The sequence below is a fragment of the Candidatus Aegiribacteria sp. genome, from assembly GCA_021108435.1.
Taxonomy (GTDB): Bacteria; Fermentibacterota; Fermentibacteria; order Fermentibacterales; family JCC-6; genus Aegiribacteria.
The window spans coordinates 1-25,922 of record JAIOQY010000069.1 but is presented as its reverse complement, the minus strand read 5'-3'; the positions used below and the strand labels follow the sequence as shown (position 1 = coordinate 25,922).

The 25,922-nt window shown below is 45.1% G+C and carries 18 protein-coding genes, 1 tRNA gene and 1 riboswitch; of the genes, 7 read left to right on the top strand and 12 right to left on the bottom strand.

From position 1 onward, the window contains the following. Positions 1-21 precede the first annotated feature (21 nt). Complete coding sequence (gene rpmA / locus K8R76_04120) at positions 22-279, bottom strand: 50S ribosomal protein L27 (protein ID MCD4847357.1); 258 nt, start codon at positions 277-279, stop codon at positions 22-24. 28 nt (positions 280-307) lie between these two features. Then, positions 308-1,984: a T9SS type A sorting domain-containing protein gene (locus tag K8R76_04115; protein ID MCD4847356.1), complete on the bottom strand. Its 1,677-nt coding sequence runs from the start codon at positions 1,982-1,984 to the stop codon at positions 308-310. 167 nt (positions 1,985-2,151) lie between these two features. Between K8R76_04115 and K8R76_04110 the strand changes: the two genes are divergently transcribed. Then, a tRNA-Pro gene (locus K8R76_04110) sits at positions 2,152-2,228 on the top strand. A gap of 3 nt (positions 2,229-2,231) precedes the next feature. Here K8R76_04110 and K8R76_04105 read toward each other — a convergent pair. From K8R76_04105 to K8R76_04070, 8 genes are all read right to left on the bottom strand, one after another. Beyond that, a complete protein-coding gene (locus K8R76_04105; GenBank protein ID MCD4847355.1) occupies positions 2,232-2,990 on the bottom strand; it encodes a TrkA family potassium uptake protein in 759 nt (252 codons plus the stop codon). Continuing rightward, positions 2,977-4,251 carry an NAD-binding protein gene (locus K8R76_04100; GenBank protein MCD4847354.1) on the bottom strand — a complete coding sequence of 425 codons (1,275 nt, stop codon included), beginning with the start codon at positions 4,249-4,251 and terminating at the stop codon, positions 2,977-2,979. Before K8R76_04100 ends, K8R76_04105 begins: the two co-directional genes overlap by 14 nt. Before the next feature lie 3 nt (positions 4,252-4,254). Beyond that, complete coding sequence (locus tag K8R76_04095; protein MCD4847353.1) at positions 4,255-6,648, bottom strand: glycosyltransferase; 2,394 nt, start codon at positions 6,646-6,648, stop codon at positions 4,255-4,257. Between the two features lie 57 nt (positions 6,649-6,705). Further along, positions 6,706-7,722 (bottom strand): hypothetical protein, encoded by a 1,017-nt coding sequence (locus K8R76_04090; protein MCD4847352.1) that lies wholly within the window; start codon positions 7,720-7,722, stop codon positions 6,706-6,708. Positions 7,723-7,838: 116 nt separating this feature from the next. After that, positions 7,839-9,782 (bottom strand): TonB-dependent receptor, encoded by a 1,944-nt coding sequence (locus K8R76_04085; GenBank protein ID MCD4847351.1) that lies wholly within the window; start codon positions 9,780-9,782, stop codon positions 7,839-7,841. Positions 9,783-9,846: 64 nt separating this feature from the next. Next, positions 9,847-10,051: riboswitch (cobalamin riboswitch) on the bottom strand. A gap of 174 nt (positions 10,052-10,225) precedes the next feature. Then, positions 10,226-10,486, bottom strand: a complete 261-nt coding sequence (locus K8R76_04080; GenBank protein MCD4847350.1) for a hypothetical protein — start codon at positions 10,484-10,486, stop codon at positions 10,226-10,228. Between the two features lie 127 nt (positions 10,487-10,613). Then, the gene (locus K8R76_04075; GenBank protein ID MCD4847349.1) at positions 10,614-11,924 is read right to left on the bottom strand and encodes an FAD-dependent oxidoreductase; all 1,311 of its coding nucleotides are present in this window, start codon (positions 11,922-11,924) and stop codon (positions 10,614-10,616) included. After that, positions 11,921-12,955 (bottom strand): flippase-like domain-containing protein, encoded by a 1,035-nt coding sequence (locus K8R76_04070; protein MCD4847348.1) that lies wholly within the window; start codon positions 12,953-12,955, stop codon positions 11,921-11,923. Before K8R76_04070 ends, K8R76_04075 begins: the two co-directional genes overlap by 4 nt. Positions 12,956-13,015: 60 nt before the next feature. On the opposite strand from K8R76_04070, the gene K8R76_04065 reads away from it, so the two are divergent. The 3 genes from K8R76_04065 (at position 13,016) to K8R76_04055 (ending at position 15,259) form a co-directional block, all read left to right on the top strand. Continuing rightward, entirely contained in the window at positions 13,016-13,939 is a 924-nt protein-coding gene (locus K8R76_04065) for an ABC transporter ATP-binding protein (protein ID MCD4847347.1), read from the top strand. Then, a complete protein-coding gene (locus tag K8R76_04060) occupies positions 13,929-14,777 on the top strand; it encodes a hypothetical protein (GenBank protein ID MCD4847346.1) in 849 nt (282 codons plus the stop codon). Before K8R76_04065 ends, K8R76_04060 begins: the two co-directional genes overlap by 11 nt. A 125-nt stretch (positions 14,778-14,902) precedes the next feature. Beyond that, complete coding sequence (locus tag K8R76_04055; protein MCD4847345.1) at positions 14,903-15,259, top strand: VOC family protein; 357 nt, start codon at positions 14,903-14,905, stop codon at positions 15,257-15,259. Positions 15,260-15,261: 2 nt separating this feature from the next. Here K8R76_04055 and K8R76_04050 read toward each other — a convergent pair whose 3' ends face one another. Continuing rightward, positions 15,262-16,551, bottom strand: a complete 1,290-nt coding sequence (locus tag K8R76_04050) for a M18 family aminopeptidase (protein MCD4847344.1) — start codon at positions 16,549-16,551, stop codon at positions 15,262-15,264. Positions 16,552-16,575: 24 nt separating this feature from the next. After that, positions 16,576-20,760, bottom strand: coding sequence for an acyl-CoA dehydratase activase (locus K8R76_04045; protein MCD4847343.1), 4,185 nt, complete (start codon positions 20,758-20,760; stop codon positions 16,576-16,578). Positions 20,761-21,003: 243 nt separating this feature from the next. Between K8R76_04045 and K8R76_04040 the strand changes: the two genes are divergently transcribed. Genes K8R76_04040 through K8R76_04030 form a run of 3 tightly spaced genes read left to right on the top strand, consistent with a single transcriptional unit; the run spans position 21,004 to position 25,796 of the window. Next, entirely contained in the window at positions 21,004-23,004 is a 2,001-nt protein-coding gene (locus K8R76_04040; protein ID MCD4847342.1) for an alkaline phosphatase family protein, read from the top strand. Next, complete coding sequence (locus K8R76_04035) at positions 23,004-24,974, top strand: alkaline phosphatase family protein (protein ID MCD4847341.1); 1,971 nt, start codon at positions 23,004-23,006, stop codon at positions 24,972-24,974. The genes K8R76_04040 and K8R76_04035 overlap by 1 nt, the downstream gene beginning before the upstream one ends. Beyond that, a complete protein-coding gene (locus tag K8R76_04030; GenBank protein ID MCD4847340.1) occupies positions 24,975-25,796 on the top strand; it encodes a hypothetical protein in 822 nt (273 codons plus the stop codon). Positions 25,797-25,922: the final 126 nt, after the last annotated feature.

Genomic DNA, 25,922 nt, shown 5'->3' with positions numbered 1-25,922 from the left:
GGAATCTTCATCAAGGAATTGTTAAGCCTGTTCAGTGATTATAGAGGCAACCTTTCTGCCGCCCATGCTGTGGAACTTCAACCTGCCGTCTATTTTAGCGAATAGAGTATCGTCATTACCTCTTCCGACGTTAACACCGGCATGTATCCTTGTTCCGCGCTGCCTTATAATGATAGTTCCAGCCGACACCAGCGAACCGGCGGCAGCTTTAACTCCAAGCCGTCTTCCGGCACTGTCCCGGCCATTACGAGAACTGCTTGATGATTTCTTATGTGCCATTATTATAAGAACCTTTCAATTTTTCGATTTATCTGTTTACTATGAATCTTGTAGTCCAGGAAGAATTTCCGCTGTTGAATCGTACAGTATACATACCGGAAGGTACTTCCGAACCGTTGTGTTCCGCGCAGTTCCATACAAATGTTTCCATTTCGGTGGTCATTTCCTGTGAATACACAGAACGGCCTGTAATATCGTAAATTGCAACGATTCCTCCAACCCCTGTAACAGGCAATGAAATATTAAGAGATCCATTCGCAGGATTTGGGTAAACACAGAGCCTTCCTGTTCCAATACTCCCTGTTTCGGAATCTTCTATACCTACATTGTATAGAACAAAACTGACTTCTACTCGTTCCTCTGGGCCTACTGCAACATCAGTAATAATCTGGGGAACATATCCATCAGCGCTGACCTCTACATCGTATGTGCCCGGCACCAGGGTTTTATGATAATCTCCGAGAGTCACATCGGTGCGGCAGAAGCGCAGTGGTGTGGAATCCGTTCCATCGGATATACCCATGGATATCATGGCATCGAGCGGGTCTCCGGAAGCATTCGTTACCGTTCCCCAGATACCGTAGATACTGGTTGTGAAGAAGTCCAGTGTTGCATGATAATGAGCCATATTTATGTCGGGCCAGTCAGATGGCGCGAAAGTATCATGTGTCTCGATTGTATAATCAACAGTGCCGCACTCACCGTAGCTCCAGTCGTTAACGTCTCCATTTATTGCATACCAGCTTGCACCAGGAAGAGCAATCCAGAAAGCTCCGCCGCTCCCAAAATAGTCGATAATTCCGGGATCATTGACATAGCTATTACACTGGGCATCGAGCAGATCATAATCCTCAGGCAGAGGGCTAACTGTGTAATTCCAGACAGTGTTGATGCATTGTGCTCCACTGTGAAGTGAAAGACCGGTAGAGAAGGGATTTATGAAGTTTTCAATATCCGGCCAGTTCTGCATGGTAAGGTCACGAAGAGCAGCCGTTTCCGGTTCGGAAAATGCTGTTGAGCCCCCGCCGCCGCCTGGTCCCATATAACTGCAGTTTCTGTTCAGATCGATACCGTTCGCGTTGTATCTGTTGCTGCTGTAGTATCCGTCAGGATTGAGTACCGGGATTATCCAGGTTTCGCTGTTGTTGATAATGTATTGGCAGGCAGGATCATCTGCGTAGCCTTCAGTGAGTTTGTTCAGATAGCATAATGTAACTGTGGATGCAATTTTCTCATTACCGTGAATACCTCCGTGGATTCTCAACTCCGGTTCAATTTCCTCTACGCCAGGATTATCCGACACGATTACAGCCAGAATTGGTCTGACCTGCACGCTATAACCTATTGTGTCAAGAACACAGATATCAGAATGGTTTGAAGCTATTAAAGCAGCTGAATCGTAAATATCAAGAAGTGAAGGATAAGGGATGAGCGGTTCGGGAACCGGGATATGCATAGGCTTGAAACCAAGGTGCCGCAGCAACTCCTCCTGATCGGCATTCACATAAACGGTGGCTTTATCTCCGTGAGCCCATTCGATAAGAAAACCCTGATCCTCAAGCACTTTTATGTCAGTCTGGCTTATGTTTTCAATTCTTACGGAGTAATAGGGAATAGAATAACTGAAGTCGTCAGAATTCATTGTGTTTCCAGCAGAGGATACACCCATAATAATCAGTGGAATGATAATAGAAAATTTTAACATGATACTCATCTCATTTCAAGATATTTGGAAATTCACTAATATGCAGTAATATACTAATTTAGACTATATAGTATGCTACAATAAGGCTATATGAGTCAAGTCTGTTTCCGGAATTCACCTCTTGCGGTATTGTACTTTGGATTTGTAGTATATTGCCTTCGGTAAATCGGGGCGTGGCGCAGTTCGGTAGCGCACCTGCTTTGGGAGCAGGGGGTCGCCGGTTCAAATCCGGCCGCCCCGACCATTCCTACTTCCGGAGAAGATTTCTGACACCCATCCACCTGTGCTTTCTGTCCTGTGCAGTGGAAAGCAGTTTTCGAACAGCATCTTCGTCTTCCTTCGTTCCAAAAGCAATGAGGGTGTCTCCCTCACCCGTTCGAAAGTCTCCCGAGGGGCTGTAGATCATGCTTCTATCTTTACGGCTCACAGCAATAATCACAACTCCGGTATTCTTCTGTATTTCAAGTTTTGAGAGTGATAATCCAGCAGATGGGCTTCCCTCATGCACGGTGATGCTCAGATATCCGGCAGTTTTTCCGCGGGCGTAAACAATTTGATCAAGGAAAGCTACAACATAAGGCCTGAGTAATTCGTTTGATATTCTGAATCCTTCGGCATTACTCGGGTTGACCGTTCTTTTAGCACCCACAAGTTCCAATTTTTTTTCCGCGGAAAGATCAGAGGCGATTGAATAGATATTAAGCCTCGGATTAATTCTTCTGGCTGAAAGACAAAGGAAGACATTGCTTCTGTCATCGGGCAGTATGGAATAAAGAACATCAGCATCCGGAACGCCGGCATCCTTCAATGTAATATCTAACAGACAATTACCTTCTGTTGCAGTAACGTCCATATTCAGTTCCTGCAATCTCTTGAGAGCTTCCGGATCCCGGTCAATAACCGATACATTGAATTCATGATTAAGCAGTTCTTTTACTACACAGATTCCTGTTTCGCCAAGACCGCATACGATGCACTTCGTCTTACCGTGATTAGTTGCGGTCACGTTTTTTTCTCCCTCTTCTACGCTTGCCGCGTTCCAGCACTCGAGCAAGTGCCTGAAGCTGCTCGGGGGACTCGATTGTAAGCAGGATATCTCCCTCTTCCAGAGCGTATTCGTATCCCGGATTGCAGATGATACTTTTATCAGCTTTCATAATTGCGAAAATTCTGGCTCCGGAGATCCGTCCAAGATCGAGTTCACCTAAAGTTGCTCCGATGGATGAACATCCTTTTTCAATAATGTATTCCTCCATCCTGCAGTCATGCTCAGGATCCCCGATCATTTTGTCAAGGAAATCCATTGTGTCCTGATTAAGAAGATCAGCTACAAGATTTCTTCCAACAGCAATGGAAGGCGTGAATGAAGAACTCGCGCCAACAAGAGCAAGTTTTTCCTCACTTTCACTTCCTGCCGCCCTGCTGAAAATTGTAAGATCATCATTAAGAAGATGTGCTGAGAGAGTAAGGAAAAGATTTGAAGTCTCGTCAGGAAGTACAGAAACAAATCCCTTTGCACGATGGATTCCGGCATCGTTAAGCATAATTTCGTCTGAACGATCCTGTGGAAAGTAGTAGAACCCTCTCCTTTTTCTTAAATCAGGAGGAGGATTGTCATCAGAGCCAATTCCTACAACCGATAGATTCACGCGAAGGAGTTCGTCGATAACAACAGCACCTGCTCCAGTACAGCCGCATACAATGTAATGTTCGTTCAGCATTGCTACCCTCTTGAGAAGCGATCGTCGTTTCATGGTTTCAGCAAGGCGGGAACCTACCAGATAGGCTACGAAATTCGCATTCACATACAGGATAACCATATACGCGATAATTACGAAAAGGGTTACCCATATGTTATATGCTTTTCTCCATTTATCATCCATGAATTCGTAGGCATAATCGCGAATAACATCATCGTATCCGACCGTTGTGATAGTAATGGAGGTCATGTATCCAGCCAGCAGCACCTGACCGAAGAAAGTGTTCTCATCAAGCATCATTTCGATCCGAGCTTTTTCGGTAAGCTGTTCGGCTGAAGGATTATTTACACTCAGCAGTTCTTCAAGGCGTTGTGACAGATTAGTCTTTTCTATGGAAGTTTTATGTGAAGTGAAAACCATAAAACCGGTTATACCAATACCCATAACCAGAACAAAAAGAGTAAGAGCAACAGCAATTTTGCTTGAGAAGAATACAGCAAGACCGCCACCCCTGGTCAGTTTTCTTATCAGTATATGTGATTTGTTACGCTTTTTCCAGATGGACATTGGTTATTTACATGATCCATTTCTGTTCTTCGCACTGGGTTTTGAAGGTGATATGTTCCACAATTCATCGAATGCCTTATCCCAGGTTCTGGCCATTGCCATTTTTCTTGCTCTCGCGCTCATGGATTTCATCATTTCTTCATTCCTCGCAATGCGCAATATAACGGAAGCAAGTGATTCCGGATTATGACTTTCAAAAACAAGACCGGTCTTTCCGGGTTCAATGATCTCCTGTGGTCCTCCCCTGTCGCTTACTATTGCAGGAAGACCTGAAGCCTGGGCTTCCAGAACCGAATTACCAAAAGTATCTGTGGAACTTGGAAATACAAAGATATCTCCCGAGGCGTAAGCTATGGACAAATCCTCTCCGTGCAGTTCTCCGCAGAAGTAACAGCCCATGCCGCTGAGTTCGTTAACAAGTTCTCCAAGGTAAGGGCCATCCCCCAATATGTAGAGTTCAAGAGAAGGTAGTGAATCCTTTGCTGTAATGAATGCGCTGGCCAGTATATCAAGGTCTTTTTCTCTGGAAACTCTGCCTGCGTATACAAGGCGGATGGATCCGGGATTACCACCGTATTTCCGCACGAATTCATCGGATCTCCATACAGGTGAGAAAAGGTCGCAGTCAGTTCCTCTTGGAAACAGCTCCATCCTCTCTCTTGGAATGCCCATAGCCTCAAGATCGTTCATATAGAATCTGCTGGGGACAAGTACTGTATCAACACTGTTATAAAACCATGCAGCGGCTGTTCCAGCGAATTCTCCCATTTTACCGTCCTGAACAATATGATTAACATGTCTGGGGTAATCTGTGTGATATATACCTGCCGCAGGGATACCAAGGAGTCGAGATATGCCCAGAGCGGCAAATCCTACCGGACCCGGCGTAGAAATGTACATCATCCCGAAGCCTTCCTCCTCAACAAATCGAAGCACTTCAAGAAAAGGAGGAACAGAAAGAAGTTTTGAGTGGTAATCAGGAACCGGAAACTCGCGAAGCGGAGGAAAATTCACAACCCATCCGGGGAAAGAGAGCGGTCTGCTCTGTGAGGCGATTACCGCCATTTCCCTTCCTGTATCGATCGCCAGCCTGCTGTATTTCTGAATTGTGCGTGAGACTCCGTTAAGGTCATCGATTGTATCGGTGAACCAGACTCTTTTGCAGGGATTTCGCAGACTGCTGAATATCTCAGGAGATAATTCTGCTGAAACGGTCTCAACAGCCTCTCTGCCCTTCTTTCTGTTTAGATAGGCCAGAGGATAAGGGATATTAAGCAGTACAACTGGAATAAGCGCGGTAAATGCTTCAAGAGCATCGAGGAGTCTGCCATCCGAAATCCTCTTGATAAGAAGAGAGGAATAATGCTTAAGAAGGCTGTTGCTGAGCCTGTTAAGGATTTCGAAAGTTCTTTCGTCTATTCCTTCCGCTTCAAGTTCAGGACTGCCCGATCTCAGATTCAGATCTTTTCCTATTTCTATCAGCTGGTCAGCGAAAATAGTTTCAAAATCCGATTCTCCTGACTTCTTACCTTTTTTGATCAATTGATGAAAAAGAAAATCTGCCTTATGCCAGACAGTTGGTTCAGCTGAGGTTATCGAGGGCCGAAAGAATCTGTCTGCGGCAAGAGTGGCAATAGTCGGCATTTTCTGTGCTGTAAGACGGTCACGATAGAATGAATATGCGATAGAGTAAACAGAGTAAGCGGAGCGAATCGCGCTGCCGTGTTCACCCTTCGGGATACCTTTTCCATTTCTCACGCCATCAAGGTATTCTTCAAGATTATTCGCGTCTCTTACTTCAGTATATGTAAGTCCCATGAATCTTCCGCAGTGATCGTCTGATCCGCCTGTAAATCCATTAAAGTCAGGATCTTCTCTGATCGATCTGACAATTGGAATTACGGAGATGTTTTCATCCCGTGATCTTACGCCGTTGAGAGATTCCACAAGATCGACATTATTAATGACCATTTTGAATTCTTCCGGAGTAAGGTCTGTTCCCGGGAAATAGAATGGGTGCGCCAGCGAATGAGAAAGCTGCTGATCGGCAAAATATTCCATAAGTGCCGGAAAAGAGTCTCTCAAAGGAATCATTTCTTCGTGCTGCTCCGGAGTCAGATTGAATACAAGGATATGCAAAGCAGCTCTTCTGCCGGGCAGAAAAGTTCTTACTTCCTCGCTCAGGAAAGTATCAGGATGGTGAGAAATGCTCAGACAGCCATCAATCGTGTTGATATCGGTAATGGTAACGAAATCCATCCCGCGTTTCTTAGCGAGTTCATAGATCAATTCAGGCGGAGTAAAACTCTCAGGTGCTTTGAGCGCTCTGAGAATCCATCTTCCCGATTCTTTTGAATACTTCGAATGTACGTGCAGATCACATGAAGAAGCGGACATGATACCTCCTGTTGAAACAGGTAAATATCATAAGAAACTCATATACAGGCAAATTCTTTATCGTTCTATTGCTATTATTCCCTGAGGGCCGTCTCCGGCGGTGAGAGAGCCCAGAAGGACCTGAGACTGCCAGAGAGCACGATAGACCTTATCTCCATCAAAGTCGGTCATATAGAGAGTATCCCCGCTGACGGCAAGACCTGCAAGCGTAATCGATGTATCAAGCACCCATGTTGAAAGAAGTGATCCGGATTCGCTGTAGAAGAAAATCGAAGAGCCCCAGTCACAGCAGGCGAAAGAGCTACCCACTCTAACAGGTGAATGCGGGGTACCTCCGGTCTGCACCTGAGCTTTAATTGTTGCAGTAACAGGATCGATGATGGAAACAACACCGTCATCGTTATCCGTGTAGGTGTAAGAGAATGCATGGATGTTCCCCGTTTCACTGCAATACCACAGATCGATTGTGTTCTGCCCCGTATCGATCCATCCAGTTTCCTCGAGAGTCACCGCATCTAATACAGTTACTCCGCCGGGAGGATTGGGTTCTGTATAGTCCCCGTGGCTAACGAATATGCTACCTGATGCAATTGTAATTCCGTAAGGATATTCGGTAACATCCACTGTTTCACCAAGTGTCCAGCTATCAGTTGACACGGCTGCTATCTGGCCGGTAAGCAGAAAAGTAACCCAGATTTTGCCGTTGTCATAAGCCATGGCCCAGGGATTGCTGCCCCCTGGAAAGGTAATCTCGTGCAGTAATGATCCCGATACTGACAGATCGACGACATGGAGCACAGAGGAAAGGGAGCTCAGAACTGCCAGCTTGTCAGAACCCAGGTAGAAGAAATCATTTGGTGCATCACCGGTAATGTAGGCCGTCGATACCAGCAAATCACTTTCGGGGAAGTATAGATCAACGGTATTAGCCAGTCCGTTGAACCATGCAACCACATTACCGCTGGGATTAGTTCCAGGATCTGGTTCAACAGGGGAATTGCAGGATACCGCTAGAAACAGTATCAGTGTAATACTGGTGAGAGTGAGAACATTGAGATGTTCTTTTCGCATCATGTTTCCTTCCTTGTCTCCGGGACACGCACCAGAGCGTGCATGTCTTATTTTCCGGGACACGCACCAGAGCGTGCATGTCTTATTTTCCGGGACACGCACCAGAGCGTGCATGTCCCTCAATTGCTCCATTTGATGCTGAAGGTGAAAGTTCTTGGTTTTCCTCTGAATCCGCTTGTTTCCTGGTATTCTTCGTCGAACATATTTTCGACCGATGTTCCTATAGAGAAATTACCTGTAAATGGTATAGGCATATCCAGTCCGGCTGAAACGATTGAATAAGCAGGAAGCCAGGAAGTTTCGCTGTAATTCTTGAACCTTATGCCCATCCCGCCTAGAGACACCGAACAGTGAATTCCGCTGAAGATATCAAGACCGGTTTCAAGACCGAATGTATAATCAGGTGTATACGGAAGAACACTGCCGTAATTTGTTGATTCCGGCGAGTCATCGGTAACGCTAAGAAGAGTGAAACTGACTCTGACTGTCAGTGATCTGTACCTGAACAGAACCTCGGTTTCAATACCTTTTCTTAATGCTTTTGAGATATTAACAGGTGACCATAGTCCGTCACTTCCGGGTTCCCATCTTATGAGATCATCAGTCATTGCCAGGAAACCGGTTGTTGACACTTTTATCAACTCGCATCCGATGAGTGATACTCCGATCTCAGTTTCCAGAGAGTTTTCCGATTTCAGATCGGGATTCCCTCTCGCGAAAGTGTCCTCAGGCCAGTACAGATCGTTGATGGTTGGTCTTCTGAATCCCCTGGATCCGCTTATATGACAAATGAAAAGAGAATCAAATACAGGTACACCAGTGGAGAGTACTGCTCCAAACCTTGTATCTCCGTTCGATATACAGTTCAATCTTGTCGATACTGTTATTGATAAATCGTCAGTATATCCGGATGAAAACGATAGATCACCTGTCAGCCTGTCTCTCTCTCCTAGAGAAGTACTCCATACCTGCTCAAATATGCTCCTCCCTGCAATATGCGTTTCAAGACACAGGAATGATAAATCGTACTCAAGAGTAAGTGATCCTCTTAATTCGTCGTGAGTATCATCAATGACTGTCGGAGTTGCAGATCTGTAGATATGTCTTCCCGTTCTGAAGTCGGTGGAAAGAGTGTAATCACTCAGTATCCATCGTACCCACCCGTCAAAAGAGTACCTCTGTCTTCTTCCGTCAGTTGGAGGGCTCCAGTCCGGGCTCTCGGTTTCTCCCCCTGAAGCAGCTGCCATAAAACCATATCTGAATCCATCCGTGTTCCCGATGAAGAGTACTACCCCGTCGTGCGCTACGGTGCTTTCTATTCCAACAAGCCTCCTGATACTCAGAGCCAGTCGATTTCTGCCTGTCGAGACTCCGCAGGATAAACTCAATGCGCCATTATCACTTATGGAAACAGCTGCTCTTGAAGGTAATCCGGGTGATTCGGGCAGAAAATTCAACGATCCCGCCATTCCACCCTTCAGGAAGCCGGACCCTCCTCCCCTGGCTATTTCAACTCCGCTGAACACAATTGGATCAAGCGTCAGGCCGGGAAGGCCATCAAGCGAACTGCCAATATCATGACCATCCACGTAATATCCTGAATGTCCCGGATCACTTCCTCTAAGTGAAACAGATATCACAGGCATAGCGCCGCCATATTCCCTTACGTAAATACCGCTGCAGCGGCTGTTCAGGCTCCGAAAACCGGTCCTGGCAATGAATTCGATGTCATCCCGATCAAGCACTGTAGTCGATGGAAACTGGTTTCTGAATCCTCTACGTGATGCGATTACCGAAAGTACCATTCCAGAAGGAACAGGCACGGGTACAAGTATTACATGTCCGGATGTCGGTACAGATCCCCGCCATGTGTTATACCCTATAGAATGTATTTCAATCGAATCAGGTTCAGATGTGATTAGAACCGCGCCTTCAGAGTCAGTTATACCTATGATTGTGCTGTCTGAGCAGACGGATGCTGCAATTACCGGAAAACCGGCGGTATCGCTGATCGACAGAGTAGTCTGAGAGACAGCAGAAATTAAAAGAAGAACATGAAACAAAAATACCTCCTGCGACTGATGAAGCCGCGGAGGCTCTGGCCGGAACTAGCTCCCTCAAGCGGGGATTAAAGCTCCAGGCCGCGGTGCAATATCCTGACTTCCGGATCAGCCCTTCCCCCGCCTTCCCGCCTTTCGGCAGTGGCTAAAAGGCTGTCCGATAATGAAGCATTGTCGGACAACCTCCTAGTGGAGGTCGGTTCCCGGTTACAGTGGCGCTACCGTGGCGGATTCTCACCGCCTTCCTGCACCCCGCGACCAATTATTTAGAACGACTATACTACGGGACAGAATCGTCCGCAATACAATGGTCATCTTTCTTTCCGGATTCATTGTAATCAATAAATTCACTGTAGTGTGTTTTCATGCACGAAGGACATACGGAATGAGAAAAATCGGCCTCTGAATGTTTTCTTACATAACTGTCAAGAACGATCCATTCCCCGTTAATCCGGATCTTTCTGCAGAAAGAACAGAATTTTGATTCTTTTCAGTAATTCCAGTGTAAGGAAAATGATCAAGCCTGCAAGAATCAGAATCATGAATGTTTCAAAAATGCTTTCCTTATAGTTAATGGGGGTGACAGCAGCTCCGAATATCAAGTGAGGCAGATCAAGTATTTCATCCAGCCAGATAAGAACAATAACAAGAAGAAATCCAAGTGATTCGCAGAGAATGATGCGATTTGTACACTGTAATTTTGTCATAATGTGGCCCAATACTCTAACAGAACAATATATAAAGAATATCAATACTAAATAGTACTATATGCTATTGCACCGTAATCATATATATATTTTGAATGCACTTTCAGAAGTCAATTGACAACCGGTATCAATTCTTCCAGAAATCCTTTTCGAAGGGTTCTCCTCCTGCAATGGCAAGAGCTTGAGCGATTGAGTGATCCATATTATTGTACCAGAATGAACCGCATCGACCAAGCAGTTCCAGACCTTCAGGGAGTTCAATACTCGAAAGACGTTTCCTGTATTCAAGATCGTATAGAGGGTAAGTCTCGGGAATTCTCTGCCAGTCAAGGAAGATTATATCCTCAGGATTCAAAGCGTGAACCTTTTCGAGATCGGACACCAGTGTATCCCTGCATGAGTCAGGATTCCTCCAGAGTTCGCTGTCTCTTGATACTGTTATTTCTGCGATAAGGCTGTCATATCCTTCAGGTACAGTGTTTTCTCTGAAATTCCGCGGAACGGAAAGCCTGCTGAAAATGACATCTTCCTGACCGAAGTAACACCACTGGTATGTATTCGGTTGTCTTTTCGAGAGAGCGATATTGCAGATGAGTGTGTTCATGAAGCGAAAACCTGATTCAGGATACAGAATAGAAATCGGAGCCGACCAGAAGACCTTATCCACTGAAATCACTTCTCCATTACTCAATTCAACACCTGTCACTCTTCCTTCAGATGTTACTATTCCTGAAGCAGTTGAATTGAATCGGACTTCTCCACCGTTTTCCCGGATCTTCGTGACCTGCCTGTCACAGAATGTCTGTATTCCACCTCTGGAAGGATAGTAGAAAGTAGTCGCAACAGGTTTCGGCAGCAGCAAACCTTTTAAAAGTGAGGAAAGGTTATCAGCCTTAACTTTTTTATCAATTACCGCCCGGTTCACTCCAGCAGCAGCCCAATCCGGATGAAGTCTGTCAGAATCGATTCCGGTGAATTTTCTGGTATATCCGCTGAAAAAGAAATCGTAGAGGTTTTTCCCATACTTCGCTATGATGAACTCAGCAAAATTATGAATGCTGTCATCTTCTGATCGACGAAAAAGATCGAGACAACTTCTGAAGAGTACAGGAAATGGCAGACCGATAACTGCTCCAAGAGTCAGGGGCCAGTGCTTGTAATTGCCCTCTATATAGACACTGCTTTCTCTCTTTATAGCTATGTGCTCATCGCCCAGGATATCAAGGAGATATTTCTCTACTATTGTATCAGATGTATGGAAACGATGAGGACCAATGTCAAAAAGATAACCATCTCTTTTGAAGGTTCGTGCTAATCCTCCCGGAGTGCTGTTCCGCTCTACAACGGTAATGTGGCTGTTTTCACAACTTGCAGTCAGACGTTCAGCGAGTGTGAGACCCGCTATTCCTGCTCCAACTATGATGGTACTTCTGTTCAATTTGAATCCTTATAAGTTGAATTCATAGAAACACGATGTCTGTGTTTATTAAGTAATATGAACCAGAGCCATGGAATGGCAAGAATCATCAGAAATACAGCCATGAACATCCAGAGAAGATGCACACTGAAACCCAGTTCAATAATGTTTGTACCAGAAGCAACAATACCCTCAATACCAACCATGGCAAATCCTGCAGCCCATCCGGCTTCAACGGTTCCCAGACTTAACAGCCCGTGCACAGGCAATGCCATTGTAAGATCCGTAACTCCGCTTGCGAAGAAGATTTTCCATAGAGGTATTCCAGTAATTCCGAGGGATTCGAGCAGCAGACAGAACATAAGAAGTTTGCTAATCCAGGCTATAAGTGAAACAAGGAATGCAGATGCTAATTTCCCTTTCTTTCCCTTGACGGAAGATGCCTCAAGAAGATCATCGAACCAGTGGGTTATCTCTCCCGGCATTAATTTCTGAAGGACCCATACTGAAGGCTTTCTGATGGCTCTCAAGAGGGGTACTATGAAGATTATCCCGAGGGATCCTATTAATACCAGAATGGGTGCTACATAAGCCATCTCTCCAACTCCTGCAGCAACCGCGGATCCGATAATGATTCCCATAGCGACAAGATCGAGCAGTTTCGCGAGTACAACAGTCGCGGTTCCGTATCCTACTGGAATTGAGCCGAAGTGTTTGAAAAGCCCTACGAAAGCAACATCTGAGAGTCTTACTGGAAGAAGATGCCCAAGCCCTACATGGATGGATGTAACAGGCATTGATAGAGAAAAGGGTACTTTCTTTCCGAAGCTTAGAATCATCCATCTGAATGCTCTGAGAATCTGACTTAGAAGAAATAGAGCAAAGGCTCCGAGAAGGAGGCCTGTATCAGCATCCGCAACTCTGTTGAAGATATTGTTCAGTGCCGAGACGATGCCATCGTGTCCACCTGAAGTTCTTAGAAGAAACCAGGATAGGGATAATCCGAGTACTATCCCAAAGGCTGCGCTTGCGAATTTCTTATTGAGTTTCAATAGTCTCCTGTTATGTTATGTTCATGAATAAGGGACTATTATACTAAAAGGAAAGACTCAGTGAATAAAGAACCGCTTGTTCAGGTCAGCAAATTATTCAAATCCTATCGCAAAGTACAGGCTCTTCGAGAATTCAGCCTTTTCATTGATCCCGGCATGATATTTTCTCTCCTTGGTCCCAATGGTGCCGGAAAAACCACCCTGATGAAAATACTCCTTGGAATTGTTAAGTACGACTCTGGAACTGTCCATATTTTAAATCTTCCGGTATCCTCACCTCTATCCAGACGAAGCGTAAGGTTTCTTCCCGAATATTTGACTTTCCCGTCCTGGGCCACTCCTAAAGTGCTGATGCGGCAGTTGGAGCGCATAAGGCATGAATCCAGCATGCACGATTTCATTAATCGCTGTACAGAACTTGACTGTGTTGACCTGATGAACAGACCGATGGGTAAGATGTCCAGAGGACAGAAGCAGAGGGTTGCTCTCTCTCTTGTTACGACGGGGCAGCCAACCCTTGTTCTTCTTGATGAGCCTTCTACAGGTCTTGATCCCGCTGGACGGATAATGGTTCGAAAACTGATAAAAACCCTTGCTTCAAACGGATCAACGGTATTGATTAACTCTCACCTGCTGGGTGAGGTCGAACGGGTTTGCGATACAGCGGCATTCATCAATAAAGGTTTTCTAATCGCGGAAGGTGGAATTGACTCTCTTTCAAAGCAGACCGGACTTGCTTTTGTTGAGACAGAACAGACATCTGAAATGCACATAGCTCTTGAGAATGCCGGTTACTCCTGCCGGACCGAGAATAAAGGTATACTCGTGCAGCTCACTTCCCCATCTGCCTTCAGGAAATTCACCGAGATAGTACTAACGACGGGGATTATCTTCACAGCTCTCACTCTGAAGAGAGAAAGTCTTGAGGATGTCTTTCTCAGAATCATGGATCACTCGAATCTGGAGGATGACATTGTTTCTTAACTTTGTAGAGCAGCTGCTGAGAAGAAAAATCGTTCTTACTGCATTAATCGCTACAGTTGTTTTCCTTGGCTTTTACTGGTGGGGTGTTTCTGCAGCTTCATCAATTGAATTCAATCCGGGAAACGATTCGGATGATCAGGTTATGAGTATACTGGGGCCGGCTGATGCTGCTCTTGCAGCGATAATCACAGCCGGTCCTCTCGCTGCAACTCTGATTACGGCATTGATAATTGTGATTGGTTCAACAATGCTTCCGGAGGAGATCGGACAGGGGCGAATGCCATTCTGGTTATCATTGCCCCAATCCAGGCTGAGAGTATTTCTTTCAACAAGTCTTGCTCCCCTGGCGGTATCTTTTGTTCTATCGCTGATACTTTTTACGGGAATATTTGTAATCACTCGGATATATTTTCCGTTTTCTCCTCGCAGTATTACACTGGTTCTTTTATCCATGCTCATCTGGCTTGCTGCAGTGTGGGCTTCCGTGACACTCCTCTCCCTCATCGTAAAAAAAGTAGCTTCAATGCTTATTACTTTCTTCCTGGCTGCTGTTGCTTCGATGTTCGGGGGAATTTATGAAATGATGCAGATGTTCCCTGGAGATGCGCCTGACGCTCTTGTGACAGTCACCAGAGTTATCATGTTTGTGTTTCCCGCCGACAGGGGCTACAGAGGGGTCATATACGGACTGATTCCCAAGGATGCTGTCATTACCGAGAATCTAGCTTTTTTCGGAGTAACCGCGAACGTCCCCCCTGCTCATCTCATCTACGCTGTATGCTGGAGCATTGTATTAATGGGATTGGGTTACTGGAAGTTCAGGAGTATGGATTTCTGAAATCTTCTCCCATTAAGTTTACTATCATACATTCATTTAGCTTGACTCGAATATTGTTCATTGGTTATTCTATTCATGAATGAAAATCCGAAGATGAGTACCACTACGAAAGGATTGTGGCAGAAATGAATAGAATTATCCATGTAAAGATCACATCAGATGATCCTGAAGAGATAGCAGAATTCTATGGGAAAGCATTCAACTGGAAAATCGAGAAGTTTCCGGACCCGCCGGATGGCTGGAAAATGGATTCAGGCAAAGGATTTGGAGTAAATTGCACTGTTTACAGAAGTGAAGACTCACCCCTTGATAAGCATCTTTCTATAGCAATATCTGTTTCTTCAATTGCAGAAACAGCAGATCGAATTCTCGAAGCTGGCGGAAAAATAATGCATGACAAAATACATGCTTTCGGGAACACATATCTTTATTGCCAGGATCCTGACAGAAACACCATCTGCCTTGTTGAGTTCGGGAATTAGGGTTAATCAGAAATACTGACCGTACCCATCATGTGTTCAACAAAAACCTTGATCATATCTTCGTGATCAGATGTACCTGCCACTTCCCTGATTGAATGCATCGACAGCATTGCGTTACCGACATCCACGCTTTTAATTCCTGTTCTGGATGATGTTATTGGTCCGATAGTGCTTCCACAGAGTATATCGTTCCTGCTCACATAATACTGAACATTTACGCCTGCTTCTTTCGCGCAGTGGGAGAAATAGGAAGAAGAAATATCAGAGGATGTGTATTTGTTACTGGCGTTTACCTTAATAACAGGACCACCGTTCAGTACGGGACGGCATTCGGAATCATGCTTGCCCGCGTAATTGGGATGTACACCATGAGCGCCATCAGCGGACACAAACACACTGTTTGAAAGGCATCTGAAGTACTCTTTCCTGCTTCCCGACAATCTCTCTATCACTGAATCGAGAAAAGATGAATTGGCTCCGTTAAGGGTTTTCGAACCAACTTCTTCACTGTTGAATAGACTTATCATCCGTGTGTGGGGTGTTTCCTCTGTTCTAAGAATTGCTTCTACTGCGGCATGACACATAGTCAGATTGTCCAGCCTGCCGGAAAAAATGAAGTCATCATCGATACCCCCTGTGACTGCTGGCTGAGGATCCCAGACTTCCATCGACCATCCGGAGACATCTTCTTTTCTCAGGCCGGCTGAATTACAGGCAAGATCAAGCAGTTCCTGAAAACCTGAGCCGGAAGTAGACAAAAGCAATGGAGTATTATCTTCCGGATTGATCTTGAATCCATCTTTATTGATATTGCGTTCAAGATGAATAGCTGGAGAAGCAATCCTGCAAACAGGTTTCCTCAAAATGAACAGTTTCTGTTTAAGAAGGTTATCTTCCTGAAATACAAGGGTGCCTGAAATGGAGAGATCACGATCGAACCATGTCGCAAGTATTGGACTTCCATATACCTCCACTCCAAGAGTAATCATACCGTCTTTAGACCGTTGAGGTATTGGTTTTACTCTGAAACCGGGTGAATCAGTATGCGCCCCTGTTATTCTGCAGCCGGCCTCTCCGCAGGATTGAGAACCCGATATTCCTGCAATTATAGCGGACGACGATCGAACAATATAGAATTTTTCATTTATCGAAAGGTTCCATATGTCCTTCTCATGCAGTCTCCTGAAATCGTTCTCCTCCAATTTGGATGCAAGACCGGATACAGCCCAGGAAGCAGTAGGGCTTTTATCAAGAAACGACAGTAAATCAGAAACAGAATTCTCGGTATTCATTATTTCCTGCGCTTTCAAATTGAATTACTTCATTGTTATCAATGAAAGATCAGCCTTTTTCCCGGATTTCTCCATGAAGGTTTGAGTGACCTGATACATGAACGCTTCAAGTCTTGCTTCATTATCTGTATCTTCCTGACCGTCAAAGGCTAAATTGAGCCATGGAAGATCCCGATGTTCCTTACGTATTCTCTTGCTGATAGCAGTTACAATCGTTCCGGGAAGGCATGTAAATGGGAATATATTCACAGCACCGTCTATTATTCCTTTTTCAGCGAGGGAAAGGGGTGCTCCAACACAAAGAATAGCCTCACCGCCTACGTTTTCTTCCATGTAGGGTTTTGCGGTATTCAGAATCTCGAAAGGTTCCGGTTCAGGACGATCTGCAAGAAGTGAAGCAAAAGGGGCTTCCATCTGTTTTCTAAGTTTCGACATAAGTTTCATTCTTGAATATCCCCTGACAAGATCAGGAATCCTTTTTCGATCTTTCGATTTCTGTATGAAGGAGTAGTTGACGAATTCAAACCATTCCATAAGAGGTGTATTAAAGACCTCTCCTCCCAGTGCTTCAATTCGCAGATCAGTGAAAGAGTGAGCAAAGGAGTCATTACGTACATAAATTTCACCGAACATAAGTACAAGAGGTTTTGGAACATCTTTTCTGGGTATTTTCAAGTATTCCTCAGCTGATTGTGCAAGTACAGGGATTAATGATTTCCCTTTTTCCATCGCTTCAGCGGCTGCAGTGAGCGAAGTATTCATTACCTCATCGGCTCTGCCGCTCTCGATTTCATATGGCCGTACGCGGTAGAGAGCGCTTTTCAGGATATCTCCGGCTATCGCTGCTTTGAGCATATCAATTTGAAATGCGAGTGATGACAGCTCCTTTACGCTTGTGTACGAATCGCTGGAAGTGGCCGTTATGATGGGTACATCCTCAAATCCGTGACGATCAAGTAGTATCCTGTGGTAGCTGCAGTACTGACCGAATCGGCACGGTCCGGAGGCTGTTCCCATGAAAAAGGCTGTATCGGATGGATTATTCTCCTTTAGAATCGACAGCATATTTCCTATTGTGATAATAGCGGGATAGCATTCTTTTCCGGTGGTCACCGAACGGCCTAATGCAACAGATTCCTTCGTGGTTGGCGGGATGCGGACGGCATTAACGCCATGCTTCCGGGCTGCCGCAACCGCAATTCCCGTAGCTTCACCCAGCCATGGAATCCATACCTGTCTGTCTTTGATTTCCATATTTCTGTTGCCGAGCATTTCCTGGAATGAAGATGTTCCGTTCTCTCTTCTGCCTGCAATAGCGTCCATGAATGCTTCGCAACGGGTAATGACACCTGCGTCAGCAGCATGTTCATCGATTTCTATCGTAAGCATAGGTTTTTCGCCCATTATCCTTGCTACTTCATGTTGAATAAATGAATCAGGACCGCAACCGAAGTTAGTGATGTAAACACCGTTAAGCAACTTGTTTTCTCTTATTGCAAGTGCCGCTGCAATGATTCGCTGACCATATTGCCAGTACATGTTCGGGTGCATTTCAGATATTCGCTCCATTGGAAGCTCAAGACAATCGGTAGGTATGACTATAGCTCCCATTTTCGCAAGTTTACCTGGAAGTTCAACATTAACCGCAGGATCCGAACCGTTGTACGGTCTGCTTATTATGACGAATACAGGTTGATTATCTTTCACTTTTGCGAGAGCTTCTCGACCGAGTTCCAATAACGAATCCGCAAAAGCAGTCTGCTTCTTCCTTGCATTCATACAAGCTTTGACTGCGGATTTTCTATTAATGTTCAATCCCTCAGCCATTTTGAGAAGACCATTCATCCAGTCTTTACCGGATAAAGAGAAATCAAGTACCGGACTGAGTGTTTTAACATTTTCCTCGGTTGAGAGTCCGAGGCTGGAATCTATAATATGAGGTGATCCTTCGATATAGGGACAATTATACGATTCAGAAAAATTACCCTGCGGGAAGGATCTTAGAATTGAAGGAAGAAATATGTAGTCCACATCCTTTTCAAGCAGATCTAGAACATGTCCGTGAGCAAGTTTCACTGGAAAGCAGGTTTCCGCTGCTACGCTTTCAACACCGGAATGGATCAGATTACTTGTAGAAGTTCCCGAAAGAACAACATCAAAACCGCATTCTTCAAAGAAAGTTCTGAAGAATGGAAAGAACTCCCAGAACCAGAGCGCTCTTGGGATTCCCATTTTTGGTTTAGTTCCTGATACTTCTTCATTGAAATTACCCAGAAGTAGCTTTTCTCTGTAAATAAAGAGGTTTTGTCCTTCATTATCCGCTTCTATTGAAGATTTTCCTGTTTCATACTTTTCACATCTTCCTCCGTAATAAAGCTTTCTTCCATCCTGGAGAGTTACGCGGTGGATTTCGCAATTATTGGAGCAGCTTTTGCATACGAATGAATCCTGTCTGTATTTTTCGGAAGCCAGACGGAATCCCTTGAATGAGGATGGCCCTGGTTGTTTTTCTTCCATTGCAAGCAGAGCGACTCCTATTGCTCCTGTTACATGATGGTTGGAGGGTATTGTGATATTACCATCAGTGAGAACCGCGTTGAAAGCAGCTGCAACACCTTCATTGAATGCCGTTCCGCCTTGAAAGAAAATATGCTTGCCGATTTTCTTCTCGCCTACGACTCTGTGCAGATAATTCTTAACAATTGAATATGATAGACCGGAGACAAGATTCTCAACTGATGCGCCATCTGCCTGATGAGAAAATACATCACTTTCCATGAATACGGTGCATCTTTCACCGAGACCGCATGGCTCAGGGGCATTAATGGCACATGGTCCAAAATCCTTTATGCTGAGTCCAAGCTTCTCGGCCTGTTCCTCAAGAAATGAGCCTGTTCCTGCGGCACAAACCTTGTTCATCTCAAAATCGACAACTCTTCCATTCTCGAGTGAAATGTATTTGGAGTCCTGCCCGCCAATCTCGAAAATAGTGTCTACCCCAGGGTCTATTTCAACAGCAGCTCTTGCCTGAGCTGTAATTTCATTCCTGACAACATCCGCTCCTGTGAAATCACCTATCATATATCTGCCTGAACCGGTTGTTCCAAGACCGAGAACTTCCCTTTCAGCACCAAGTGTGTGAAACAGTCTGGAAAGTCCTTCCTTTACAGCTTCAAGTGGTTTCCCGGCTGTCATGAGATATTCAGATGCGTGAAGCTCTCTGGTTTGAGCTCCTATAGCCACAAGATTTGTGCTGATTGAACCTACATCAATGCCTATGTAGACAGCCTCAGTGGTGATGACGGGAGCTGATGCAACGCCTGGATGATGAATGGAAAACTGTTTGAGAGGTTCAAGTGATTTCACCGTCATTTTACTCCCGGATGAATCCAGAAGACTATCGATGTATTTGTTCTGAAGAACTGAAAGATCACTATCCCGGGATACAATTGCGGCTCCAGCAGCTACTAGACACCTGAAATGCTCGGGTACAATAAGATCAGAATACTCATGACCGAGTACTTCCCTGAATGCTTGAACCATACCTGGATTGGCTGCAACTCCTCCCACAAATGCGACAGGAGGGCGAAAATCCTTTCCTGAGGCGATGGAACTTTTGAAATTCCGTGCAACTGCGAAGCAGAGCCCTGCGACAATATGTGCTACAGGTGTTCCTATCTGCTGTAGATGAATCATGTCTGTCTTCGCGAATACACTGCATCTGCCGGCAATTCTTGGAGGATTTTTGCACTGAAGGGCAAGTTCTCCGAGTTCTTCGGGTTTCAGTCCGAGCCTTGATGCCTGCTGATCAAGAAATGATCCTGTGCCGGCGGCACAGACGGAATTCATTGAAAAATCATCGAAAGCGATTCCTTCAATAGTATTTCTGAACAGAAGAAGTTTTGAATCCTGTCCACCCATCTCGATAACCGAATAAACCTCAGGACAGCATTGAGGTATCGCTCCTGCGAGAGCCACAACTTCATTTACAGGCTTACTTCCAGCAACGAAAGCGGCTGTTCTGGAGCAACTGCCTGTGAATGCCGTGGGAATTCCCTCCCACCCATCAAGATCAGATAGAATAGAAACAAGACTGTCAACCGGATTACCGTGGTGGCGCCTGTATACTGCTCTGGAAATACGATTCCCATCCATTTGTACAACTTTAACGCTTACAGATCCCATATCGATACCGATTCTGGCGCTCATCCAGTTGATCCTCCGTGAAACAGGTGTTGTTATTCAGTAAACAGAACTCTCAAAAAACACTTCTGTATTTAATAAAAAGTACTGTCTGCAGGAAAGCGAAAGATAAACAAATTCTACCTGATATGGTAGTTTACTGTTTGACGAGCACTTCTTTCCGGTGGATATTTCAAAGGGAGGAAAATCATTATTGACAGGTTTCAGGGAAACGACAAATGTCGGATTCCCTTTCTCATCATTATTCTGTTGCTATTTGTCACTGCGGTATCCGCATATGTGGGACCAGGCGCGGGATTTGGAATAGTAACATCATTTCTCGTCATTCTTAATGCGCTATTCGCTTCGATGCTGTCTGCTCTTATATGGCCGGTAACTCTGATTATAAGATTCATCAAGCGAAGAAGACGGCAGTATAAGCAAATCTCGAAAAGAGTGGTCGTTCTGGGACTCGATGGGTTTTCACCACGTATTGCCGGACAGATGATGGATTCCGGTCAATTACCATATCTTGACAGCATGCGTAAGAACGGCACATTCTGTGATTTACAGACAACATGTCCGGGGATATCTCCTGTTGCATGGTCTTCTTTTCAAACAGGTGTTAATCCTGGAAAACATGATATTTTCGATTTCCTCGCACCGGACCGGGAGCGTTACCTTCCTACACTTTCTTCAGTGAAAACAGGATCAACAACTTCCAGAGTGGGTTTTGGCGCCTTCGGTTTCAATGTATCAAAATCATTTGTCAGACTTCTCCGTAAAAGCAAACCCTTCTGGATTCTTCTGAGAAAGTATGGCATCAAATCTACAGTTCTTAGAGTACCCATAACCTATCCCCCTGAATCACTGGATGGACAGCTTCTGAGCGGAATGTGCGTACCTGATCTCAGAGGAACTCAGGGAAGCTATACCGTGTTTTCTGAAAAGGATTCCGGAGACTCATATGCGGGAGGTATCCGGCGGGAACTATCGAAGGTTAACGAACATCTCTGGACAGGAATATTTCCAGGTCCAATGAAAAATGATGGCATATGCGCGACTATCCCGCTTGAACTGGAAATTTCCGGAGAACGTATTACTCTTATAATTGGAGACAGGAAAATATCCATCTCGCAAGGAGTTCTTTCCGAATGGGTTGAACTTACTTTCAAATCAGGCAGAAAGAAAATCAAGGCTATATCAAGATTCTGTCTGACTATGGAGAACAGCTGTCCCTCCGTTTATTCCACAGCGCTGCATATCGATCCTTTCTCTCCTTCTCTGCCCATTTCACATCCCGTTTATTACTCGAAATATCTGGCTGGACTTTATGGACCTTTTGCTACACTTGGCCTTGCCGAGGATACCTGGGCTCTGAACAATGATGCTGTTTCTGAAAATATCTTTCTGGATCAGTCCTGGTCCATCTTCGAGGAGAGAGAGAAAATGTATTTTGATGCTCTCTCTCACACTGGCAGGGGCCTTGTCGTATGTGTATTTGATACTTCAGACAGGATACAGCATATGTTCTGGGGTCAGGGAACAACTCCTGATACTCCGATTCATAACATGTACTTAAGAATGGATGAGCTGATAGGCAGAACCCTCTCTGAACTGCGGAAAGACGATATGCTCATTGTCATGTCCGATCATGGCTTTACATCCTTCCATACCTGTATTGATTTCAACAGGTGGCTGCTGTCCAATGGATACCTTTTTCTGAAAGACGGCGTGGAAACAGTTGACACATCTTTTAAAGGTGTTGACTGGTCAAAAACAAGAGCCTGGTCCATGGGGCTCGCAGGAATTATGCTGAACATTAAAGGTCGTGAAGGAAATGGGATTGTCGAACCTGGCATAGATGCTGAAGAGCTTCTGACTGAGATTGCTGATAAACTGCTTATTCTTGAAACAGACGAAGGAGAACGTGTGATTAACGCTGTATATTCCGCATCGGACATATATCATGGTCCCTACGTCACCGGATCTCCCGATCTTGTAGTAGGTACGAAAACAGGATTCAGGGCCGGCTGGGGTTGTGTCACCGGCGGGGTTGGAAGTAAAGTGATATATCCCAACACCAGACGTTGGAACGGAGATCACTGTCATGATCACAAACTTGTTCCCGGAACTCTGGCATCAAATATGAAACTTGACTCGTTCAATGCTTCCATTCTTGATATTGCTCCGACAATCCTTAGAGTTCTTGGAATCAGACCGCCTTCATACATGGATGGAAAAATACTCACTGGAAATGAAAACAGATAATGAAACGGCGTGAATTTCTTAAGCTGGCGGCTCTTTCTCCAGCAGCGCTTCTGGCATTGAAAACCGGTTGCGCAAAATCGAATTCATCCGCAAAGCGGGTAATTGTACTCGGAATCGATGGATTAGATCCATTTCTTCTCAGGACTTTCATTCATGAAGGGGTTATGCCTAACGCTGCCAGAATGGCAGATTATGGAGGGTTGAACAACCTTGGAACAAGCAATCCCCCACAGAGTCCTGTTGCCTGGTCGAATTTCATAACCGGATACGGTCCTGATGTTCATGGGATTTTCGATTTCATTCACAGAAAACCAACTACAAGAGATCCTTATCTGTCCACTTCTCGAGTTATCGGACCCGGCAGAACAATAAGTATAAGCGATTGGAGATTACCATTAACCGGAGCAAAAGTCGAATTGCTCCGTAAAGGAGAGCCGTTCTGGAAAAAGTTGACGGATGAGGGTATCCCTGTGAAGCTTGTCAAACTGCCGGTCGATTTCCCTCCCGATAAAGGTAAAGCGACCATACTATCCGGTCTTGGCACACCGGATATGCGGGGAAGCCAGGGCAGCTTCACATTCTTCACGGATGATGCAAGATCAATATCAAACAGTACTTCCGGAGGCATTGTAGTAGCGGTTAGAGATTATGGTGATAACTGCTACAGGTGTTCGATAAAAGGTCCGGAGAACTCGATGCGCGCTGGAAATCCGGAAATGGAGATTGAAGCCGAGGTTCGTGTTGACAGAATCTCGAATGCGGCAAGAATTGATATTCAGGGCAACAGTTACGTTCTTGCAGCAGGTGAGTGGAGCCCATGGATAAGGATGCGTTTTGATGCCATTCCGCATATATCCAGCGTCAGCGCAATTGGCAAATTCTACATGAAAGAGATTACTCCGAAGCTGAAACTCTACATGTCTCCTCTAAATATAGATCCTCTTGATCCAGCATTACCGATTTCATCACCGGCTGGATACAGCAGCGATCTTGCAAGGAATCTTGGCGGATTCTATACCCAGGGTTTCCCCGAGGATACAAAGGCTCTTTCAAGGGGCATTCTTTCAGATGAAGAATACCTCCAGCAGGCGTGGATAGTTCTTCAGGAGCGGCTGGAGCTCTTTCACCATGAGTTGAGCAGGTTCCGTGATGGTCTTTTCTTCTTCTACTTCAGTTCTCTTGATCTGAATTTGCATATGTTCTACAGAGTACTCGATCCGAACTCACCGCTTCACGCAACAACAAGCCCCCGTTTCAAGGGTGCAATTCGAGAGTTGTATATGCAGATTGACTCTGTAATTGGCCATGCACTTGAGGCAAGAGATGCGAATACCGAAGTAATCGTACTCTCCGATCATGGGTTTGCACCATTCAATAGGTCGTTCAATCTGAATACATGGCTTGCTTCAGAAGGCTACGCGACAATCACTTCGCCAAATGCAAGGAACCAGGACATGTTTGCGGCAATAGACTGGGCATCTACAGGGGCTTATGGGCTTGGTCTGAATTCTCTTTTCATCAACAGAGCTGGGCGAGAGGACAACGGAGCAGTTTCACCTGAACAGGTTCAGGATCTGCTAATACGATTAAAGCGTGATCTTGAATCAGTTACGGATCCCGCCAGCGGAAGGAGAGTTATAGATAACGCACATATCACTTCCGAGATTTATCCCGGCCAGCTCCCTCCATACGCTCCTGACATGATTATCGGCTACGCAAGGTGTTATCGTTCTTCGTGGGAGACTACTCTTGGCAGCTTTCCGGAAGAAGTTATCACCGATAATCTTGATCCATGGAGCGGAACACACTGCATTGATCCCGCAGCTGTTCCGGGAGTTCTGTTATCCACACAAAAACCCGGTGTTGAGAACCCGAATCTTATGGATATGGGGAGAAGCATTGCGGGACTTTTTGATATCCCTGTTCTTCCGCCCGGTGGAAGGGATATTTTCAGTGGAAACGGTTCTTAAGTGATTTTCAATATTATCGGAAGCGTTCTGACTCTGGTTATGGATACTGTACTCCTTCCATTTCGATCCCTCCCTTCCATATGGGGACTTCTATTCATTTCTATGCTTGCAGGTCTCGGTATGATCAGCATTTTCAGGTTAACATCAAACCAGGAAAAGATTTCAAGTCTCAGAAAAAGAATGCTTGGGGAAGTATTCGGCATACTTCTTCATGTCAGCAGCCCAAAAACAGTTATAGGATTTGCCGGAAGACTTATACGCAGCAACACACTGTATCTTCTGTATATTTTTAAACCCCTTCTCGTTATAGCTATACCTTTCATGCTGATCTGGGGACAGCTTGATGCCAGATACGGAGCTGAAATCGCTGATCGGAATACACATGTCACAGTTACTGTCGAATACGGGAATTCTCTTTCGGAGAGAGATGAAATAGATATGGTCGGCACGAACATTGAGATAATGCCACCTGTTGTCATGGTTGATACTCTCAGTCAGTTCAGTTTCAGGATAATATTCGAGGATGATATGATCGGCAGTCTCGATATTAACGGAACACCATACACTATGGGCGCAACCGGTTTATGGAATGGAGCGATAATTCTTAGAGGATTTGATGGAAATAACGCTCTGAAACGCCTTTTCTGCCCCTGGATAGACCGAGCAGTACTTGAAGATGACGGACCGGTTTCAGGATGGTATTCTCTTAAAGCAGTCCGCTACGCTGTTCTTGGAGGACACTGGTCCTGGCTGGCGGTATTTCTGGTATTCTCTTCTGTTTCTGCAATTGCAGGCGCAAAACTATTCAATGTGAAAATATAGAGAACGGAGTATCATGCAGAAACTTAAGCTTAAGCTTGATAATGAAACAATCGAAAGAATCAGAAAAGTATGATCAAGTCCCGAATTTTCTGTGACTTTCATCTAGCACTCCATTGAGATTGTTTC

Excerpts from the sequence above, each read along its gene's own strand:
- K8R76_04055 (MCD4847345.1), top strand. The coding sequence starts at position 14,903 with ATGAATAGAATTATCCATGTAAAGATCACATCAGATGATCCTGAAGAG.
- K8R76_04095 (MCD4847353.1), bottom strand. The coding sequence starts at position 6,648 with ATGTCCGCTTCTTCATGTGATCTGCACGTACATTCGAAGTATTCAAAA.
- K8R76_04080 (MCD4847350.1), bottom strand. The coding sequence starts at position 10,486 with ATGACAAAATTACAGTGTACAAATCGCATCATTCTCTGCGAATCACTT.
- K8R76_04090 (MCD4847352.1), bottom strand. The coding sequence starts at position 7,722 with ATGATGCGAAAAGAACATCTCAATGTTCTCACTCTCACCAGTATTACA.
- K8R76_04050 (MCD4847344.1), bottom strand. The coding sequence starts at position 16,551 with ATGAATACCGAGAATTCTGTTTCTGATTTACTGTCGTTTCTTGATAAA.
- K8R76_04045 (MCD4847343.1), bottom strand. The coding sequence starts at position 20,760 with ATGAGCGCCAGAATCGGTATCGATATGGGATCTGTAAGCGTTAAAGTT.
- rpmA (MCD4847357.1), bottom strand. The coding sequence starts at position 279 with ATGGCACATAAGAAATCATCAAGCAGTTCTCGTAATGGCCGGGACAGT.
- K8R76_04100 (MCD4847354.1), bottom strand. The coding sequence starts at position 4,251 with ATGTCCATCTGGAAAAAGCGTAACAAATCACATATACTGATAAGAAAA.
- K8R76_04035 (MCD4847341.1), top strand. The coding sequence starts at position 23,004 with ATGAAACGGCGTGAATTTCTTAAGCTGGCGGCTCTTTCTCCAGCAGCG.
- K8R76_04115 (MCD4847356.1), bottom strand. The coding sequence starts at position 1,984 with ATGTTAAAATTTTCTATTATCATTCCACTGATTATTATGGGTGTATCC.